This window comes from Cryobacterium sp. Y57 (assembly GCF_002929505.1).
In the GTDB taxonomy this organism is placed as follows: Bacteria; Actinomycetota; Actinomycetes; order Actinomycetales; family Microbacteriaceae; genus Cryobacterium.
This window is the reverse complement of the sequence record NZ_PJJL01000061.1, coordinates 50,614-66,651: the sequence shown is the minus strand read 5'-3', so window position 1 is coordinate 66,651 and position 16,038 is coordinate 50,614. Positions and strand designations below refer to the sequence as shown.

Below are 16,038 nucleotides of genomic sequence, written 5' to 3'. Positions count from 1 at the left end.
GGCACATTCTATGAAGATCGAAATCGGCGAAACCCTGGTTTATCCGCACCACGGAGCGGTCACCATCACGGCCCTCGCGACCCGCAACATCAAGGGCGTCGAGAAGCAGTTCATGACCCTCAATGTGCACACGAGCGCGCTGACCATTCAGCTTCCGGTCGACAACGTCGAGCTCGTCGGCGTGCGCGACGTCATCGACGCCGCGGGTGTGAGCGCCGTGTACGAAATTCTGCAGAACGCATTCACCGAGGAGCCGGGCAACTGGTCACGCCGTTACAAGGCCAACCAGGAGAAAATGGCCAGCGGCAGCGTCTACCGGGTCAGCGAGGTCGTGCGCGACCTGTGGCGTCGCGACCAGGACAAGGGCGTCTCTGCTGGCGAAAAGCGGATGCTCGAAAAGGCCCGTCAGATTCTTGTCTCCGAACTCGCTCTGGCCCAGGGCCTGACCGATCAAGAAGCCGGCGACCTGCTGCTCATCGAAATTCAGAACTACGTCGTCAGTGATGAGCCGGTTGAAATAACCGTTTAGTCGAATTGACCGAGCACCCTCGTTCGCCTCGCGAGCGAGGGTGCTCGTGTGTGGGCGATCCTGGGCTCGCGGAGCCTAAGACGAGCCCGGCGACCAGGAGATCAGGTTGCAGCGCGCGAACATAATGCTGTCGATTGCGTTCCGCGCACTGAGCAGCATGCTCCGTGCGGTGAGCGGGCCGACCGCGGTCGAGACTCCCCAGCCGATGCACGCGGCCAGCACGAACAGGGTGGGGTCGGGAGACAGCGTTTTGGGCCCGGGTCTGGACCAGACGAATCGACGCGGAAGAGGGGCCGGGCGTTCCGGAAACCGTTACGGACGCGGGCCGGCGTTGGCTTTGCGGATGCGACGGCCGTCAGCGACGGTCTGCATCTCCTTGAGGGCGGCTTTCTGGCTCTTCCTGGTGCCGCGTGGGGGCAGCTGAATGTTCTTCTCGGCGGCGATGCCCGCCTGCAGCTGGCGGCCACGCTCGAGTTCGGCGTCGAACTCCGCACCGAATAACAAGGCGAGGTTGGTCAGCCACAGCCAGAGCAGAAAGATGACGATTCCAGCGAGGGAACCGTAGGTCTTGGCGTAGTTTGAGAACGTTGCGACGTAGTACCCGAATCCTAGAGACGCGACGACGATCGCAATGAGGGCGACCAGTGCTCCGAGGCTCAGCCAGCGAAACTTCGGCTGGCGCACGTTCGGGGTGAAGTAGTACAGCACCGCGATCAGCAACACGACGGTGGCCGAAAGCACCGGCCACTTGGCAATGGACCAGACCAGCTGCACGGTCTGGCCGAGGCCGAGGGCGGCGCCGACGGCATCGGTGACGGGACCGGAAATGGCCACAATCAACACGGCTACGAGCAGCAAGGCGATGCTGATGACGGTGACGAGCAACTGCGTGGGCTTGAGCTTGAGAAATGACCGGCCCTCGTCGATCTCGTAGATGCGGTTCATGGCGCGGCTGAAGGCTCCGACATAGCCGGATGCTGACCAGAGCGCGACCGCGATCCCTGCCACTAGTGCAAACCCGGCGGACGGTGCGGTGCTGAACTGTTCGATCGGCTCCGAAATGACGTCGAGGGCGTCGCTGGGGGCGATCGAAGCGAGAATCGTCAGCAGAGTGTCGGCGGACTGCCGGCCCTGCCCGAACACGCCGAGCAGCGAAACCAGGGCGATGAGCATGGGAAACAGCGACAGCACGGCGAAGTAGGTGAGCGACGCCGCAATGTCGGTGCACTGGTCGGTGCTGAATTTGCTGAGCGTGCGTCTGAAGATGTATTTCCAGGAGGACTTCGTAACCTTAACCGGCGTGTCCGGCTTGCGGTCGTCATCGGGCGCAGGGGCACCGGTGAGTTTTTGGCTTTGGCCCGCGTTTGCCATGAAAGTCTCCTGCTCGGGTCGAGTGAAGCCGCAGGTCGCGGTCGGCCGGGCGATCGCGACCTGCGGACAGAAAGAATTTACTGCGTTCTGACGAAATCTCCGGTTCTGTCGCGTGCTCGGTGTCAGCAGATCTGAAACTATTTTTTGAAGACATCCTTGATGTCTTCGCCCACCTTCTTGGCACTCGCCGCGGTCTGGTCGGCGCGTCCTTCGGCAACCTTGGAGTCGTCGTTGGTGGCGTTGCCCACGGCCTCAGTAGCCTTGCCCTTGAGGTCCTGCGCGGCGTTTTTGATCTTGTCGGCTGCACTCATGGTGTTCTCTCTTTCGTGAGGTATTTCTGGGGGAGTGTTCGGCGCGGAAGCGCTGAACAAAAGTCGGGGGTGGATGTCGGTGAGAGGCATCCTCAACGGTTTAGGGAACACGCGTGGCGCGACCGGTACGCAGGCGGAAGCCTCCGCTGATCTGCAACAGGGCGGGGATGCGTAGGCCGAGGAGTTCATCGAGGGCAAGCAGGGCCTGTTCGACGACGCGCACGACGTCGGCCGGAGAGGTACCTCGGCGACAGGTCACCGAGACCTTGAGGACGGCGTCGCGGGATACCCGATAGGTCGTGACGCGGGTCGACAAGAATTCGGGGTGCTCGCCGAGCGCGTTGTGCAGTGCTTGCTCGGCAACCGTCGAATCAACCTGTGTGGTGCCCCAGTCTGAGGTCTGTTCACTGATGAGGTGGTCGGAATGGCCGCGGCCCTGCCGCAGAATGAAGCTGAGCAATAGGCCGACGACGACCAGCAACAGGGTGAGGACGATGATCCAGATCCAGCTATTGCGCGTGTTGCCGAGCGGCGTGGATTGGAGCCAGCCGGCGACCGTGCCGCCAACCCGGTCAGCAACCGAGGCCCACGCATCCCGCAGTGTGGTTTGCGTTGCGAGCAGGCCGAGCAGAACGGCTACGGCTAGCAGCACCAACCCGGTCACCAGGATGACGCTGCGGTTGAGCGCGCGGTTGGTGTTGTTCACGTTCCGACCTTTCCACCAACGGCCACAACGACCCGGGTCTGCAGTGTCGGTCGCAAGTGCAGGCTATCGAGCTGGTCTTGTACGGCCTGCTGTACCGAGTCGCTCTGCACCGGTTGGCCCGATGTCGGCACGAGCTGCACCGTGGCCAGGCGATGAGAGATGCTGACCCGGGTGTCGTCGGGGTTGATGCCGCCCACACGAGCGGCGCGCCCGGCTAAGGCGGACGCGATTACCTCGTCATCGACGACGGTCACCGTTCGCTTCGAATCGATCAGATGCCGCGGTCTGCGCCCGGGCGTGACTGCGGTGACCAACAGCACGACGGCGACAAGGGCGCAGGCGAGCGCAATAGTGCTAAGTAACGAAGCCGGCACCGTGGAAATGGATGCAACACCGGCAGCCAGTTCGGTCGGGGTCGCGAGCAGGGCCGGCTGGTTGATCACGAGCAGCACGATCTCGGCGCCGACCCAAGCGCAAAGCAGAATGACGACAACGGCCACGATGATGGCGACCGCTGACCGAGGCGAATGCAGTTCACGCCGGCTGATACGCCCATAAATTGGTGCCATCGACTCTAAAGACCGATCGGCCGGTGCCGAGTTCATTGCACCCTGCGTTCCTGTTGCACGTCGATGCCGGTCAGCCGCACGGTGACCCGGCCGATATCGGCGCCGGTGAGTTCTCCGACGCGATGAAGAATTTCAGCTTGTGACTGGGCCGAACGGACCAGAATCGTGCCGCCAGTGCGCGCGATGACGGCGGGGTCGCGGGTGATGCGAGAGAGGGCAACGACGCGAATGGCAGTATTGATCGTGAGCGCAAGCCGGCCGCGGTCATCGCCGAGCTCCACGCGGACTTGACCGGAGGGGACGCCGAGGGATTCCGCAGTGACCATTGAGACGACCTGGCGCAGCGCCCGGGGCACGATGCGGGTGCGGCCGCAGGGCGGGGGAGGAGTTACGGTCGTGGGCGGAGTACCGTCCTCTGGTGCGTCGTGTACCGCTCCGCCGAGAAACCACTCGTTTGCGGTATCGGTCGCCACGCTCACGATGATGAACGCTTTCCCTGAAACGCTCCGATCAGTGAGCCGAGGTCGAGGCGGCCGTCGACCACGCGGCCGATCAGGGCGCCGACCAGCATGGACAAGGCGACGAACAGGAACGCCCAGAAGCCCAGAATCACCCAGGTCAGGGCGAGAATCGCACCGACCAGCATTCCAGTTCGGGTTGCGTTAGTCACCGCAGTGCGGCTTTACTCGGCTCAGCATCGGCATCGTCGCTGGGCAGGTGAATATCGATGATCGTCACGTTGACCTCGGTGACTTCGAGGCCGACGAGGTCTTCAATGGCGCGAATAACGCTCGAGCGGATATCGTCGGCCACCTGCTGCAGCTGCACCGGGTACTCGGCGACGATTGTCACATCTACCGCCACCTGCGTTTCTCCCACCTCGACCGAGATGCCCTGGCTCACGTCGGTACTGTTCATTGCCTCACGAATGGCTCCCAGGGCACGGGCGGCGCCGCCGCCGAGCGCGTGCACGCCGGACACTTCGCGGGCGGCGATGCCGGCCACCTTGGCTACGACGCCGTCGTTGATGACGGTCTTGCCGGTTCCGGTGGCGGACTCACCGGCCAGCGGTAGGCTGATTGGGGCGCGGCTGCGCGGGGACTTGCTCGTCGATGCGGGGCCGGTGGTGTCGATGAGATCCATGGAAAAAGCTCCTTCGTATCGGGCCGTCTGGTCTAGCCAGAACGGATTCTTACCTGTAAGACGAAACATGTGGCGTGTTCGTCACACGAAGATGAGAAATATTCTGGACTAGTTTGCCTAAGGAGGGGATGTGCCCGGCAAAGTACGTGAGCAGGTCGCGTCGCCGCTCGATGCGGCCGCCGACCACGTGCTCGCTGACCGCGCTGCCGATGGCGACCTGCGTGCCTTCGAGGTTCTCGTTCGTCGGTACGGCCCGCTCATGCGGGTTTACGCGACCCGGGTTCTTGGCTCAACTGACGAAACCGACGACGTGGTGCAGGAATCGTTCATCACGGCCTGGCAGCAACTCGGCACTCTCGACGACGGTAAGGCTGTCAAGAGTTGGCTGATGCGCATCGTGGGTCGTAAGAGCATCGATCGGCTCCGCGCTCGCCGCCCGCATGTCAATATCGACGACACGGATGCCCCGGCGCCCGAAAGTCATGCCCCACACGTCCTCGCTGAGGTGGAGTCCGAGACCGAAGCGCTCGCGCGCGTGCTCGCGGCTCTTCCCGTGGATCAACGGCGCTGCTGGACCCTACGCGAACTCGCCGAGTACAGCTACGGTGACATTGCCGTCGAGCTGAACCTGCCGCTTTCCACCGTGCGCGGACTGCTGGCCCGCGCTCGCAAGACCCTACTCCGACAGATGGAGGATTGGCGATGACCGACCTGACACCGGCGAACCGGCACTTTTTCGCCTTCGACCTCGACAGTACCGAGGGGGAACAGGCTGGCCTGAACGGGTACACCATCGAGCAACTCAGCGACTACCTTGATCGCGACCGGATGCCCGCCGATCCGGGCATCGACGATTCGCCCGACTGTGAGATCGCCCTGCGTGGTCTCGAACGACTGCGTCGAGCGCAGCGGTCATTGCTTGCGCAAGACCTCGAACGTGAATCCCGGCGCGACGACAGCTGGGTGTCGTCCATTCTCAACAACATCACGCTGGAGGCCCATGCCGGCCGGGAGATTCCGCTGGCGCACCCGTCGCCGATCGCGCGCCTCGTCGTGACGGAGGGCGCCGTGCGTGGCATGCTGCGGGAAACCGGCGATCGCATGCAGAACGTGTTCGTCGGCCGGTGTGTTCTGGTCGGCGACGTCAGCGTGCCCGGCGCGCCGATCTCCATCCGGGTTGATGTGACCGTATTCCCTGGTGAGAATATACCGCGGCTGGCCGATCAGCTGCGAGACGCGATGTATGCCACTTTGAGCAAATATACGGAGCTGGTCGTGGTGGCCATCGATATCACCGTGCGTGACCTGCATTCGCTGCCCGATGCATCCGCTGACGAACAGGAAAAATGATGACCGCGGACGTTTCCTCTTTCGACCAGCTTGACGGAGTGGTGCGCGGGGTGCCCGGTGTCGCCGCGCTGTATCCCGCCGGATCGATGGTGGCCACCGTACTCGCCGCCACCCTCGATGCGGTGGCCCAGGGAGCGACCGCAGCGCCCCTCGTACACATCGAACAGCGGGCTGACGGCATTCGGGTCACGGCCAGGATCGGCATCGGTGCGGCGGAGTCCTCGAGTGACGTGAGCGGCCGGGTGCACGACGCGATCGCCGCGCACCTCGAGCAGAGCGGTAGCCCGCCGGTCGTGCAGATCGTCGTGATCGTGGCCAGCGTGTGGCTGAACGTCTAGCCGATCACGGATGGGCGTGCTGGTCGTGCACGTGAGCTTCGGCAAGTATTTGCTCGCCAAAGCGCTGCTGCTCGGCAAGGCTGGGTACTGGCGCGAGTAGCGCCGCTAGACGCCGACCGCCATTCGCACGCCGAGGGCGATCATGACCACGGCGATGAAGCCGTCGAGCACTCGCCAGGAGCTTCGCTTTGCGAACAAGGGCCGCAGCGTTCGTGCACCGAAACCGAGCGCGAAGAACCAGACGAAGCTCGCCGTGATTGCCCCTGCTCCCCACCACCAGCGCTCGTTCGTCCCCTGCTGGTTCGCCACGGATCCGAGAAAAATCAGGGTGTCGAGATAGACGTGCGGGTTGAGCCANAGAAAAATCAGGGTGTCGAGATAGACGTGCGGGTTGAGCCAGGTGAGCGCGATGGTCGTCGCGACGGCGGCCTTGGTGCGTATCGTTGTAGTCGCGGCCGCTACGAGCACGCCGGGGCGGAAGGCGCGCACTGCGGCGAACGCACCGTAGGTGAGCAGAAAGCCGGCGCCGAGCACCCGCGCGACGACCAGAACGACCGGGGCGGCTTGAATAAGAGCGCCGATTCCCGCGATGCCGGCCAGAATGAGCACGGCGTCGGAGACCGAACAGATCAGCACCGCAGCGAGCACGGTGCGGTTCCGCCCCGCAATACCGAGCCGCAGGATAAACGCGTTCTGGGCGCCGATCGCGATGATGAGCGCGAGTCCGGTACCAAAACCGAACATGGTGGGCAGAATCGTGTCGGCGAGGTTCATCTCGTGGATAGTTTAGGGGCTCGCTATTCGGGGGCGACGCCGTTGTAGAAATGCTCGAACACCATGCTCGTACGGGTTGACGCGACCGCGGGATTGGCTGAAAGGTTGTCCAGCACGAAATCGCGCACATCGTCGGTGTCCCGGGCCGACAGGTGAATGATGAAGTCTTCGGACCCGCCGAGAAAATATAGCTGAACGACGCGCGGCATCACCCGGATCGAATCGCGAAAGGCCGGGATGTGCGTGCGGGCGCCTGCGCGAATGCTCACGCTGATCAGCGCCTGCAGGCCGAGTCCGATCGCTTTCGGGTCGACCACGGCCGTGAAACGCGTGATGATTCCTCGACTGACCAGCGAGCGCACGCGGGAGACGCACGTGGATTCGGCGATACCGGCAGCGCTGGCCAGCCGGCTGTTGGTCGTGCGGGAGTCCGCCTGCAGCGCCGCGACCAGGATGCGATCGACGTCGTCGAGGGTTTCGACCACCCGAATCCTCTTCGTTTCCGTCATCTCGCATCTCCTGACAACCGCATATTTAGTGGAATATTCTTGAAGTCTGGCAGATTCTACGTATTTGACCTAGCGGAAACGAATTAATAGGAGTCTTACCCCTATCACAGCCGATGCGTTCGGCGCTGGCAACCCGAAACGGAGCAGACATGTTGGTCGGCATTCCCACCGAGATCAAGAATAATGAGAACCGCGTGGCGATCACTCCGGCCGGTGTTCACGAACTCACTCGGCGCGGCCACGAGGTCGTCATCGAGAAGGGTGCTGGGCTGGGCTCCAGCATCACCGACGATGCTTTTCGGCTTGCCGGGGCGTCCATTGTCGACACCGCCGCCGAAGTGTGGGCCAGGGCCGACCTGCTCCTGAAGGTCAAGGAGCCCATCATCAGCGAATACCCGTTGATGCGCCCGGGGCAGGTGCTGTTCACCTATCTGCACCTCGCGGCATCCGCTGAATGCACTGAGGCTCTGATCACGTCCGGCACGACCGCGATTGCCTATGAGACCGTACAACTTACCGACCAGAGCCTGCCGCTGCTCTCGCCGATGAGCGAAGTCGCTGGCCGCCTCTCGGTGCAGGTCGGTGCTTACCACCTGATGAGCGCCAACGGCGGCAGTGGAATTCTGCTCGGCGGTGTTCCCGGAACCCCGAAGGCCAAGGTCGTCGTGATCGGCGGCGGCGTAGCTGGCGAGCACGCCGCCGCTAACGCACTCGGCATGGGCGCCGACGTGACCATCATCGATCTGTCGCTGGCTCGCCTGCGCCAACTCGAGGCCCGTTTCAACGGCGAGATTCAGACGCGCGCGTCGACCCAGTACGAGATTGCCGAGCAGGTGCGGGAGGCTGACCTGGTTATCGGCTCCGTGCTCATTCCAGGTGCGCAGGCTCCCAAACTCGTCACCGACGCCATGGTTGCCTCGATGAAGCCCGGCTCCGTGCTCGTGGACATCGCGATCGACCAAGGTGGATGCTTCGAGGGGTCGCACGCCACCACGCACGACAATCCCACCTTCCTCGTGCATGACAGCGTCTATTACTGCGTTGCCAACATGCCCGGCGCAGTGCCGGCCACGTCAACGCGCGCACTGACCAACGCCACCCTGCCCTACGTCGTCGCGCTGGCCCAGAAGGGGTGGAAGCAGGCCATCGCCGAAGACTCCGCTCTCGCCCAGGGCCTCAACGTGCACGACGGCCGCATCACCAACGCGCACGTCGCGGCTGCGTTCCACGCGGCCCTGTTGACGGTAGCCGACGCGATCGCCTGAGTCGGTCCCCAAGCGGTATCTTTCCAGCCGGCGCCCCGGCGGGTCAGGACGTCGCGACGATAACCCCGTGCAGTGCATGGCGTAGGCGAAGCAGGTCGTCCAATGGCAGATCGAGTGCTTCGACGACCCGCGGCGGGATGGTTTCAGCCACCGCCCGCAGGTTCTGTCCGCGGTCGGTCAGCGTGATATCGAGCGTTCGTTCGTCAGCTTCCCGGCGCTGCCGCCGCACGTAGCCGGTGGCTTCGAGCCGCTTGAGCAGGGGGGAAAGAGTCGCCGGCTCGAGGCGGAGGGTCTGGCCGAGGCCCTTGAGCGTGCGCGGGCTCTCGTCCCACAGGGCGAGCATCACCAGATACTGCGGATGCGTAAGCCCGAGTGGCTCCAGAATGGGCCGATACAGGGCTATGACGTTGCGTGAGGCGATGGCCAGGGCGAAGCAGACCTGGTTGTCGAGGGCGAGGGGGTTGTCGAGCGTTGACGATGTCATGGGTGTCCCGTTCCGACCCGTTGTTCTTTATGCATTTAGTTAGTACACTAACAGTCATGATACACGGCAAGATACCCTTTTCGCTCGGCACAGGTCCCGGCGGCTTCACTGCCTGGCTGAACGGTCGACTGTTTCCCATTCTCGGACCGCCGCCGGTTGGTTTGAGCGGGTCCGATCTGCTCCGCGTACAGCCTGCGCCCGTGCGTGTCTGCCCGGTCTGTGCCCAGCCAATGGACCAGCACGACATCGACCGCAGCGGCGAGCGTACCCAGCTCCACTGTCCGGTAGCCCTGCCCTAGCCAGCCGCCGCGGGCGGATACCGGGCGCAGCCCTCCGCAGACGTCAGCACAGGCACCAGTTATCCGCCCAGGGGGTAGTCTGGCGCCGATCACGGGAGATTAATGTCAACGACGGCAGACCGCGCTGACCTCAACACGTCACAGCTCGACCTCGCGATCGCCGAGTTGGCCGCAGGAAGCGTGCGGTGGGGGGTGACCCCACTCGCGGCGCGTAGCGATCTGCTGGCGCGCACCGCGGCATCCGTTTCTGATGAAGCCGAGCGCTGGGTGGCTGCTGCGGCCCGCGCCAAAGGTCTCGACCCCTCATCTCCGCTGATCGGCGAAGAATGGCTGACCGGACCATATGGGGTGCTCACCTCGGTGAACGCGCTCGGCCGCACTTTGCGGGCGCTCGCCTCCGGGCGCAGCCCGCTCGCCGGCCAGAGATTGGGGCGCGCGCCGGGCGGTCGCGTCACGGTTCCCGTATTGCCCCATAACGCGTGGGATGGACTGCTGCTCCACGGATTTCGCGCCCGGGCCTGGCTGCGACCGGGCGTCACCGTGCGGCAGGCGCAGGTATCGGCCGGCTTGGGCCAGCTCAGTCCGACAGCGACCGGCGGGGTCGGCCTCGTGCTCGGTGCCGGCAACATCAGCTCGATCGCCCCGCTCGATGTGCTGTACGAGCTCGTGGCGCACAATCGGGTCTCACTACTCAAGCTCAACCCCACTTTCGACGGACTGCTGCCGATCTATCGGGCGGCTTTCGCCCCGCTCATCGCGCAGGGCCTGCTGCGCATCGTCACGGGCGGCGCCGACGTGGGCGACTACCTAGCCCACCATGCGGGCATCAGCCATGTACACATCACCGGCAGCGCGACCACCCACAACGCGATCGTGTTCGGTGGGTCCAAGACTCCCCGCCTCGGTAAACCGATCAGCAGCGAACTCGGCGGAGTCTCCCCGATCATTGTGCTGCCCGGCCGGTGGAGCCCACAGGACCTGCGCTACCAGGCCGAACACGTGGCTACCATGCGGCTGCATAACGGCGGCTACAACTGCATCGCCGGGCAGGTACTCGTGCTCAGCGCCGCCTGGCCGCAGAAGCGCGCATTTCTCGCCGCGGTCGCCGCTGCGCTCGCTGCTGCGCCGACACGACCGGCCTGGTACCCCGGCAGCGACGAGCGGATGCGAGCGGCTCGCGCCGCCTACCCGGCCGCGCAGCCGATTCCCGGCGGGCGCCTGCTCGTCGCCGTGGCGAATTTGGCAGCATCCCCCTCTACAGCTTCCCCTTCTACAGCTTCCCCGTCCACAGAAAATATGCTGACAACGGAATACTTTGCACCCGTGCTCGGCGTCGTCGAATTGCTCGGGGATAATCAGACCTATCTTGACGCCGCCGTTCGGACCGTCAATCGTGATTTCCTCGGCACTCTCGGTGTGAATATTATTGGGCTGCCACGTACCATTCGGCGGCTTGGCCCGGGGTTTGCACAGGCCGTCACGCGCCTGCAGTACGGAACCATCGCGATCAACGCCTGGACCGGCATCGGCTTTCTCTCGGCGGCGGCACCATGGGGTGCCTTCCCGGGGCACACCCTCGATGACGTGCAGAGCGGCATCGGAGTGGTCCACAACGCGCTCCTCCTTGATGAGGTGGAACGCACCGTGGTGCGCGGTCCGTTCCGCCCGTTTCCGCGCTCGGTCGCCCACGCCGAGTGGGCGCTGCTACCCAAACCGCCGTGGTTCGTGTCGGCAAGAAGTGGCGCGCGCACCGCCCGCCTGCTGACCGAATTCGCCGCCTATCCCTCCGCGCGCAAACTGCCTCGCATTCTCGTCGCCGCATTTCACGCCTGATCGGATGTAATAGATTGGCTGCACACCCAACGATGCGAGGATCACGATGACTGGCTGGCGACTGCGCGACTTTCACTCCGACGATCTGGACGGCATTCTGCGTCTGTGGGAGGAGATCAAGGCCTCAGACACAGAACCGGTTTACGGTCTTTCCGAGGTGCTCGCCTCCTGCCAGAAGGATCACGCCGTCGTAGCGGTGCACGGCGAGGAGGTCGTCGGCGCAGCCGTCGGCCGCGCTGCTCACGCGCAAGGCTGGATCGTCTTTTTGGCGACCGCCGAAAGCTGGCAGAGCCAGGGCATCGGTACGGCTATGCTCGCTGCCCTCGAGAGCCGCATGGCCCCGCACGGCATGACTAAACTATCGGCGCTTATGCCCGAATCAGAGACGAACGTCGATCCCTTTCTCAACCGCGGGTTCGAGGTGAAGAAGAACCTGCGCTACTTCGAGCGGCACATTCCTGTGCAGCGGGAGGAGCTCAAACTGCTCGGTGAGCTGGGCGGACGCGTACTGCCGCGCGACCTCTGGCAGAAAGTCGGCGGGATGGAGCGTGAGAAGGAACTGCTCGAGCGCCGTCTGGTCATGCCCCTGGCCAAACCCGAACTCGCTGAGCAATACGGTGTATCGCCGCCCAAAGCCGTCGTATTGTTCGGCCCTCCGGGCACCGGAAAGACCACCTTCGCGAAGGCGATCGCCTCCCGCCTGGAGTGGTCGTTCATCGAGGTCTTTCCCTCCCGCCTCGCCACTGACCCGCAGGGCCTTGCCGGCGCGCTTCGGGAAACCTTTTTGAAGATCGCCGAGCTCGAACACGCGGTCGTGTTCATCGACGAGGTCGAAGAGATCGCCGCCCAGCGTTCCGGCGAACCGCCTTCGGCTATGCAGGGTGTGACCAACGAACTGCTCAAGATCATCCCGGCTTTTCGCGAACAACCCGGTCGTCTGCTGGTCTGTGCCACGAACTTCATTCGTGCACTCGACTCCGCCTTCCTTCGCCACGGACGTTTCGATTACGTTGTGCCGATCGGGCTGCCGGATGTCGCCGCCCGCCAGGCTATCTGGGAACGTTACATTCCCGATGCCGTATCGGGGGAGGTCGATCTGGCAGTCTTGGTCGAGCAGAGCGACGGATTCTCCCCGGCCGACGTCGAGTATGCCGCTCACCGGGCCTCCCAGCACGCGCTTGAAAAAGCTCTCTATAAATCCGGTGCCGGGCCCGCTATCAACGGTCCCAGCACCGAAGATTATGAGATCGCAATCTCCGAGACCCGCCGTACCGTGTCCGACGAAGTCGCAGCCGAGTTCCTCGAGGACATCGAACGCCTCGCCCGGCTGTAGGAGTGACCCTGCTCGAGCGAGAGCTGGGTCTGAGCGACAGTCGTCTCAGTCGTAGAACTAGCGCCGTGTGCGGTGCAGTGCGACGGCGACGAGTGCTTGCCAGATGACGAAGCCCTCGACGGCGAGTGAGAGCAGACCGAGCGGTTCCAGCCAGTTTCCAATGTCTCCCGTGGCCATCGGCATACCAACGGTGCGATTGACGATGAAGCCGACGATGACGGCTGCCGACAGCGCGGCGGCGGCGAGAAAGTCAATTCTCGACCCGACGACCAGTATTCGCTCAACGAGGACGGCCACGGCGAGGATGATCCCGATATAGGCAACGGCCAAATACGGAGTTTCGTCAAATTTACTGGGCAGATCAAGAATGTGGATCGCGCCTACGACGGCGAGCGAAAGTCCGACAGTGATGCGGCGCACAAGCAGGTTCTGATTGGCCATGCGCTCTCCCGTTTTCTCCCGGTGCAGCGCGCTGGACTGCACGTGTTTCTCAGTTGGTTGCGTGGTGGTCGTGGACATGAATACCTTTCCATGGGATGTTTCCCTGCCTGAATAGTGACAGGTGTTCAGCGTCCCGAGCCGAATCATTGGCAGTGCATAGCGTCCTCCGTGGTTGCTGCCAGAAATGAGCCATGTTTTTGAGATTCTCATAGGGAGCGCCAATCGGGCCACCCGAGCTGACGTTGGCGGGGTAGCGCCGGGCCCTCGTGCGGGACATCGGTTGTCAAAGGAATCCGGCCCGGTTAACATCGCAGGGTAAGACGATTCGACATCTGCGCAATTTCTCGATATCCAGGCAAGGAACCGATTTCGTGATCATTGAGGCCCAAGGCCTGACCAAGACCTACCAGTCCAAGAGCGGGCCGGTGCACGCGCTCGCCGGGCTCGACCTGCAGGTTCCCCGTGGCACGGTCAAAGCCCTGCTCGGCCCGAACGGCGCCGGAAAGACCACCGTCGTAAAGATGCTCACGACCCTGATCAAACCGGATACCGGCACGGCCGTCATCGACGGAATCGACATCATCCGCCACCCGAAATCGGTGCGACGCATTATCGGGGTCTCCGGCCAGTACGCAGCGGTCGATGAAAACCTGACCGGATTCGAGAACCTGGAGATGGTCGGCCGCCTCTACCACCTCGGTGGCGCGGCCGCGCGCAAACGGGCTCAGGAACTCATCGACCTGTTCGAGCTGACCGCCGCTGGCAACCGTCCCGTCAAGGGGTTCTCCGGCGGTATGCGGCGGCGCATCGACCTCGCCGGCGCACTGGTCATCAACCCCAAGATACTCTTTCTCGACGAACCGACGACCGGACTCGACCCGCGCAGCCGCATCGCCCTGTGGGAGGTCATCAAGCGTCTCGTCGCCGACGGCACGACCGTGCTACTGACGACGCAATACCTCGAAGAAGCCGACCAGCTCGCCGATGACATCGTCGTGATCGACGACGGCCGAGTCATTGCCGAAGGTACCTCCGATCAGCTCAAAGCCCAGATCGGCGGGCACCGCGTGGTGGTGGCCCTGGTCGACGCCACCGACGTCGGGACTGCCCGCGAGATCCTGGCCCGCCACGGCTCGGGCGAGCCCTCGGTGTCGACCGACGGCCGCGGAGTCGAGGTTGCCGTCACGGACGGCCCGACTGCGCTGCAGAACATGCTCTCCGACCTCCGTGCGGCAGAGGTCAACCTGCACGATGCCGGCATGCGCCGCCCCACCCTCGATGACGTATTCCTCAAGCTGACCGGGCACAAAGCCGATCTCACCGTTACCGACAACGACACGGATGCCGGCCCCAAGCTGTCGAAGCGAGCGCAGGCCAAGCGCGTGCAGAAACCCACGGCGGATGCCGATGCCACCGATTTGGAGAAGGTGACATGAGCCCCCGACACTCCGCTCTTCGGCCCGAGCCGGTCACACCCGAGCCGGTCACACCCGAGCCGGGTCGCGAACGAAATGAATCTCGACTGGGCACACTACCCCCGCTGCCCTCCTGGAATCCGCTTTCTCTCTGGTACTCCGACGGCTGGACGGTCACCAAGCGCAACCTCATCAAGATCAAGCGTTCGCCCGACATGCTCGTCTTCGCGGTGATCCAGCCGATCATGTTCGTGCTGTTGTTCAGCCAGGTGTACGGCGGAGCGATCGCAGTGCAGGGCAGCGACTACACGCAGTTTCTCATGGCGGGGATTTTCGCGCAGACAGTCGTGTTCGGGGCGACGTTCTCCGGCGCGGCCATGGCGCTCGATCTCAAGGAAGGCATCATCGACCGCTTTCGGAGCTTGCCGATGAACGCATCCGCTGTGCTGATCGGTCGAACGAATGGCGACCTCGCGCTGAACGCCATCTCCATGATCATCATGATGGCCACCGGCCTCGCGGTTGGTTGGCGGGTCAACACCTCGCCCCCCGAATTTCTGGCCGGAGTCGGGTTGTTGTTGCTGTTCGGTTATGCCTTTAGCTGGGTGATGGCGCTGCTCGGTATGAGTGTGAAAAGCCCGGAGGTCATCAACAATGCGTCGTTCCTCATCCTCTTCCCGCTGACCTTCGTGTCGAACGCGTTCGTACCGAGCGAGACCCTGCCGACGCCGCTGCGTGTCTTTGCCGAGTGGAACCCGGTGTCGTCGCTCGTGCAGGCCGTGCGGCAGCTGTTCGGCAACCTGGGCACCGCGCCGGTGCCTGATATCTGGACCATGCAAAACCCTATCCTGACCGTACTCATCGGCATTACCGTGATGTTGCTGGTATTCGTGCCGCTGTGTATTCGCAAGTTCGCCTCGATCAGCTCCCGCTGATCGATTCATGTTCCGATCGAAGGAGTCACTCATGTCCCAGACCGAGCACAACGTCGGAATCATTGCCGGCTTCAGCGGATTCGCGGTTTCCGACCTCGATGCTGCGCGCACCTTCTACGCCGAAACCCTCGGCCTCGAGGTCACGGTCGAGGAAATGGGGATGCTGAACATCGCGCTGCCCGGCGGCGCGCAGGTCATCGCCTATCCGAAGCCGGATTTCGTGCCGGCCACCTATACGATTCTCAATTTCGCGGTCGTCAACCTCAATGCGACCGTCGACGAACTCACCGAGCGTGGTGTGGAGTTTTTGCGCTACGACGGTTTCGAGCAGAATGACAAAGGCATCGCAGCCGGCGCCGGAGCGGCCCCCGATATTGCCTGGTTCACCGACCCCGCCGGCAATATTCTGTCGGTGCTCCAGAACCCGTAGTTC

22 protein-coding genes are annotated in these 16,038 nt (G+C 63.6%); 11 read left to right on the top strand and 11 right to left on the bottom strand.

Annotated features, from left to right (window positions below; all coding sequences use genetic code 11):
• Nucleotides 1-10: 10 nt before the first annotated feature.
• On the top strand, nucleotides 11-529 hold the full coding sequence (locus CXY72_RS06365) for a CarD family transcriptional regulator (protein ID WP_104126853.1): 519 nt from the start codon (nucleotides 11-13) through the stop codon (nucleotides 527-529).
• A 312-nt stretch (nucleotides 530-841) separates the two neighbouring features.
• Here CXY72_RS06365 and CXY72_RS06360 read toward each other — a convergent pair whose 3' ends face one another.
• The 7 genes from CXY72_RS06360 to CXY72_RS06330 form a co-directional block, all read right to left on the bottom strand.
• Entirely contained in the window at nucleotides 842-1,900 is a 1,059-nt protein-coding gene (locus CXY72_RS06360; RefSeq protein WP_104126852.1) for a YihY/virulence factor BrkB family protein, read from the bottom strand.
• Between the two features lie 137 nt (nucleotides 1,901-2,037).
• Nucleotides 2,038-2,211: a CsbD family protein gene (locus CXY72_RS06355; protein WP_104126851.1), complete on the bottom strand. Its 174-nt coding sequence runs from the start codon at nucleotides 2,209-2,211 to the stop codon at nucleotides 2,038-2,040.
• A gap of 100 nt (nucleotides 2,212-2,311) precedes the next feature.
• Nucleotides 2,312-2,917, bottom strand: a complete 606-nt coding sequence (locus CXY72_RS06350; RefSeq protein WP_104126850.1) for a hypothetical protein — start codon at nucleotides 2,915-2,917, stop codon at nucleotides 2,312-2,314.
• The gene (locus CXY72_RS06345) at nucleotides 2,914-3,486 is read right to left on the bottom strand and encodes a DUF6286 domain-containing protein (RefSeq protein WP_146071092.1); all 573 of its coding nucleotides are present in this window, start codon (nucleotides 3,484-3,486) and stop codon (nucleotides 2,914-2,916) included. Before CXY72_RS06345 ends, CXY72_RS06350 begins: the two co-directional genes overlap by 4 nt.
• Nucleotides 3,487-3,518: 32 nt before the next feature.
• Nucleotides 3,519-3,959 (bottom strand): hypothetical protein, encoded by a 441-nt coding sequence (locus CXY72_RS06340; protein ID WP_104126848.1) that lies wholly within the window; start codon nucleotides 3,957-3,959, stop codon nucleotides 3,519-3,521.
• Between the two features lie 2 nt (nucleotides 3,960-3,961).
• A complete protein-coding gene (locus tag CXY72_RS06335; RefSeq protein WP_233197681.1) occupies nucleotides 3,962-4,156 on the bottom strand; it encodes a DUF2273 domain-containing protein in 195 nt (64 codons plus the stop codon).
• Complete coding sequence (locus CXY72_RS06330; RefSeq protein ID WP_104126846.1) at nucleotides 4,153-4,629, bottom strand: Asp23/Gls24 family envelope stress response protein; 477 nt, start codon at nucleotides 4,627-4,629, stop codon at nucleotides 4,153-4,155. Before CXY72_RS06330 ends, CXY72_RS06335 begins: the two co-directional genes overlap by 4 nt.
• Before the next feature lie 130 nt (nucleotides 4,630-4,759).
• On the opposite strand from CXY72_RS06330, the gene CXY72_RS06325 reads away from it, so the two are divergent.
• Genes CXY72_RS06325 through CXY72_RS06315 form a run of 3 tightly spaced genes read left to right on the top strand, consistent with a single transcriptional unit; the run spans nucleotide 4,760 to nucleotide 6,317 of the window.
• Entirely contained in the window at nucleotides 4,760-5,335 is a 576-nt protein-coding gene (locus CXY72_RS06325; RefSeq protein WP_104126845.1) for an RNA polymerase sigma factor, read from the top strand.
• Nucleotides 5,332-5,979, top strand: a complete 648-nt coding sequence (locus CXY72_RS06320) for an Asp23/Gls24 family envelope stress response protein (RefSeq protein ID WP_104126844.1) — start codon at nucleotides 5,332-5,334, stop codon at nucleotides 5,977-5,979. The genes CXY72_RS06325 and CXY72_RS06320 overlap by 4 nt, the downstream gene beginning before the upstream one ends.
• Nucleotides 5,979-6,317, top strand: a complete 339-nt coding sequence (locus CXY72_RS06315; protein WP_104126843.1) for a hypothetical protein — start codon at nucleotides 5,979-5,981, stop codon at nucleotides 6,315-6,317. Before CXY72_RS06320 ends, CXY72_RS06315 begins: the two co-directional genes overlap by 1 nt.
• A 105-nt stretch (nucleotides 6,318-6,422) precedes the next feature.
• Here CXY72_RS06315 and CXY72_RS06310 read toward each other — a convergent pair whose 3' ends face one another.
• Together CXY72_RS06310 and CXY72_RS06305 are read right to left on the bottom strand one after the other, a co-directional pair.
• Nucleotides 6,423-7,091: a LysE/ArgO family amino acid transporter gene (locus CXY72_RS06310; RefSeq protein WP_199183970.1), complete on the bottom strand. Its 669-nt coding sequence runs from the start codon at nucleotides 7,089-7,091 to the stop codon at nucleotides 6,423-6,425.
• Between the two features lie 23 nt (nucleotides 7,092-7,114).
• Nucleotides 7,115-7,600 carry an Lrp/AsnC family transcriptional regulator gene (locus CXY72_RS06305; RefSeq protein WP_104126842.1) on the bottom strand — a complete coding sequence of 162 codons (486 nt, stop codon included), beginning with the start codon at nucleotides 7,598-7,600 and terminating at the stop codon, nucleotides 7,115-7,117.
• A gap of 149 nt (nucleotides 7,601-7,749) precedes the next feature.
• Between CXY72_RS06305 and ald the strand changes: the two genes are divergently transcribed.
• Nucleotides 7,750-8,865 carry an alanine dehydrogenase gene (gene ald, locus CXY72_RS06300; RefSeq protein ID WP_104126873.1) on the top strand — a complete coding sequence of 372 codons (1,116 nt, stop codon included), beginning with the start codon at nucleotides 7,750-7,752 and terminating at the stop codon, nucleotides 8,863-8,865.
• A 43-nt stretch (nucleotides 8,866-8,908) separates the two neighbouring features.
• On the opposite strand, the gene CXY72_RS06295 is transcribed toward ald, so the two are convergent.
• Nucleotides 8,909-9,349 carry a MarR family winged helix-turn-helix transcriptional regulator gene (locus CXY72_RS06295; protein WP_104126841.1) on the bottom strand — a complete coding sequence of 147 codons (441 nt, stop codon included), beginning with the start codon at nucleotides 9,347-9,349 and terminating at the stop codon, nucleotides 8,909-8,911.
• Between the two features lie 56 nt (nucleotides 9,350-9,405).
• Between CXY72_RS06295 and CXY72_RS06290 the strand changes: the two genes are divergently transcribed.
• The 3 genes from CXY72_RS06290 to CXY72_RS06280 all read left to right on the top strand — a co-directional run bounded on the left by CXY72_RS06290 (nucleotide 9,406) and on the right by CXY72_RS06280 (nucleotide 12,814).
• Nucleotides 9,406-9,648 carry a hypothetical protein gene (locus tag CXY72_RS06290; RefSeq protein ID WP_104126840.1) on the top strand — a complete coding sequence of 81 codons (243 nt, stop codon included), beginning with the start codon at nucleotides 9,406-9,408 and terminating at the stop codon, nucleotides 9,646-9,648.
• A 102-nt stretch (nucleotides 9,649-9,750) separates the two neighbouring features.
• Nucleotides 9,751-11,481 (top strand): aldehyde dehydrogenase family protein, encoded by a 1,731-nt coding sequence (locus CXY72_RS06285; protein ID WP_104126839.1) that lies wholly within the window; start codon nucleotides 9,751-9,753, stop codon nucleotides 11,479-11,481.
• 46 nt (nucleotides 11,482-11,527) lie between these two features.
• A complete protein-coding gene (locus tag CXY72_RS06280) occupies nucleotides 11,528-12,814 on the top strand; it encodes an ATP-binding protein (RefSeq protein ID WP_104126838.1) in 1,287 nt (428 codons plus the stop codon).
• Between the two features lie 57 nt (nucleotides 12,815-12,871).
• Here the strand turns inward: CXY72_RS06280 and CXY72_RS06275 are convergent, their stop codons facing one another.
• A complete protein-coding gene (locus CXY72_RS06275; RefSeq protein WP_104126837.1) occupies nucleotides 12,872-13,333 on the bottom strand; it encodes a hypothetical protein in 462 nt (153 codons plus the stop codon).
• 293 nt (nucleotides 13,334-13,626) lie between these two features.
• Here CXY72_RS06275 and CXY72_RS06270 point away from each other — a divergent pair, with 293 nt between their 5' ends.
• Genes CXY72_RS06270 through CXY72_RS06260 form a run of 3 tightly spaced genes read left to right on the top strand, consistent with a single transcriptional unit; the run spans nucleotide 13,627 to nucleotide 16,035 of the window.
• Complete coding sequence (locus CXY72_RS06270) at nucleotides 13,627-14,691, top strand: ATP-binding cassette domain-containing protein (RefSeq protein ID WP_199183969.1); 1,065 nt, start codon at nucleotides 13,627-13,629, stop codon at nucleotides 14,689-14,691.
• A complete protein-coding gene (locus CXY72_RS06265; RefSeq protein ID WP_104126836.1) occupies nucleotides 14,688-15,605 on the top strand; it encodes an ABC transporter permease in 918 nt (305 codons plus the stop codon). Before CXY72_RS06270 ends, CXY72_RS06265 begins: the two co-directional genes overlap by 4 nt.
• A 31-nt stretch (nucleotides 15,606-15,636) precedes the next feature.
• On the top strand, nucleotides 15,637-16,035 hold the full coding sequence (locus tag CXY72_RS06260) for a VOC family protein (RefSeq protein WP_104126835.1): 399 nt from the start codon (nucleotides 15,637-15,639) through the stop codon (nucleotides 16,033-16,035).
• The last annotated feature ends 3 nt before the right edge of the window (nucleotides 16,036-16,038 follow it).

Bases quoted from the DNA above. Each gene is read 5' to 3' on its own strand.
- CXY72_RS06265 (WP_104126836.1), top strand. From the start codon at position 14,688: ATGAGCCCCCGACACTCCGCTCTTCGGCCCGAGCCGGTCACACCCGAG.
- CXY72_RS06365 (WP_104126853.1), top strand. From the start codon at position 11: ATGAAGATCGAAATCGGCGAAACCCTGGTTTATCCGCACCACGGAGCG.
- CXY72_RS06345 (WP_146071092.1), bottom strand. From the start codon at position 3,486: ATGGCACCAATTTATGGGCGTATCAGCCGGCGTGAACTGCATTCGCCT.
- CXY72_RS06315 (WP_104126843.1), top strand. From the start codon at position 5,979: ATGACCGCGGACGTTTCCTCTTTCGACCAGCTTGACGGAGTGGTGCGC.
- CXY72_RS06355 (WP_104126851.1), bottom strand. From the start codon at position 2,211: ATGAGTGCAGCCGACAAGATCAAAAACGCCGCGCAGGACCTCAAGGGC.
- CXY72_RS06295 (WP_104126841.1), bottom strand. From the start codon at position 9,349: ATGACATCGTCAACGCTCGACAACCCCCTCGCCCTCGACAACCAGGTC.
- CXY72_RS06330 (WP_104126846.1), bottom strand. From the start codon at position 4,629: ATGGATCTCATCGACACCACCGGCCCCGCATCGACGAGCAAGTCCCCG.
- ald (WP_104126873.1), top strand. From the start codon at position 7,750: ATGTTGGTCGGCATTCCCACCGAGATCAAGAATAATGAGAACCGCGTG.
- CXY72_RS06360 (WP_104126852.1), bottom strand. From the start codon at position 1,900: ATGGCAAACGCGGGCCAAAGCCAAAAACTCACCGGTGCCCCTGCGCCC.
- CXY72_RS06260 (WP_104126835.1), top strand. From the start codon at position 15,637: ATGTCCCAGACCGAGCACAACGTCGGAATCATTGCCGGCTTCAGCGGA.
- CXY72_RS06275 (WP_104126837.1), bottom strand. From the start codon at position 13,333: ATGTCCACGACCACCACGCAACCAACTGAGAAACACGTGCAGTCCAGC.
- CXY72_RS06290 (WP_104126840.1), top strand. From the start codon at position 9,406: ATGATACACGGCAAGATACCCTTTTCGCTCGGCACAGGTCCCGGCGGC.
- CXY72_RS06285 (WP_104126839.1), top strand. From the start codon at position 9,751: ATGTCAACGACGGCAGACCGCGCTGACCTCAACACGTCACAGCTCGAC.
- CXY72_RS06305 (WP_104126842.1), bottom strand. From the start codon at position 7,600: ATGACGGAAACGAAGAGGATTCGGGTGGTCGAAACCCTCGACGACGTC.
- CXY72_RS06320 (WP_104126844.1), top strand. From the start codon at position 5,332: ATGACCGACCTGACACCGGCGAACCGGCACTTTTTCGCCTTCGACCTC.
- CXY72_RS06280 (WP_104126838.1), top strand. From the start codon at position 11,528: ATGACTGGCTGGCGACTGCGCGACTTTCACTCCGACGATCTGGACGGC.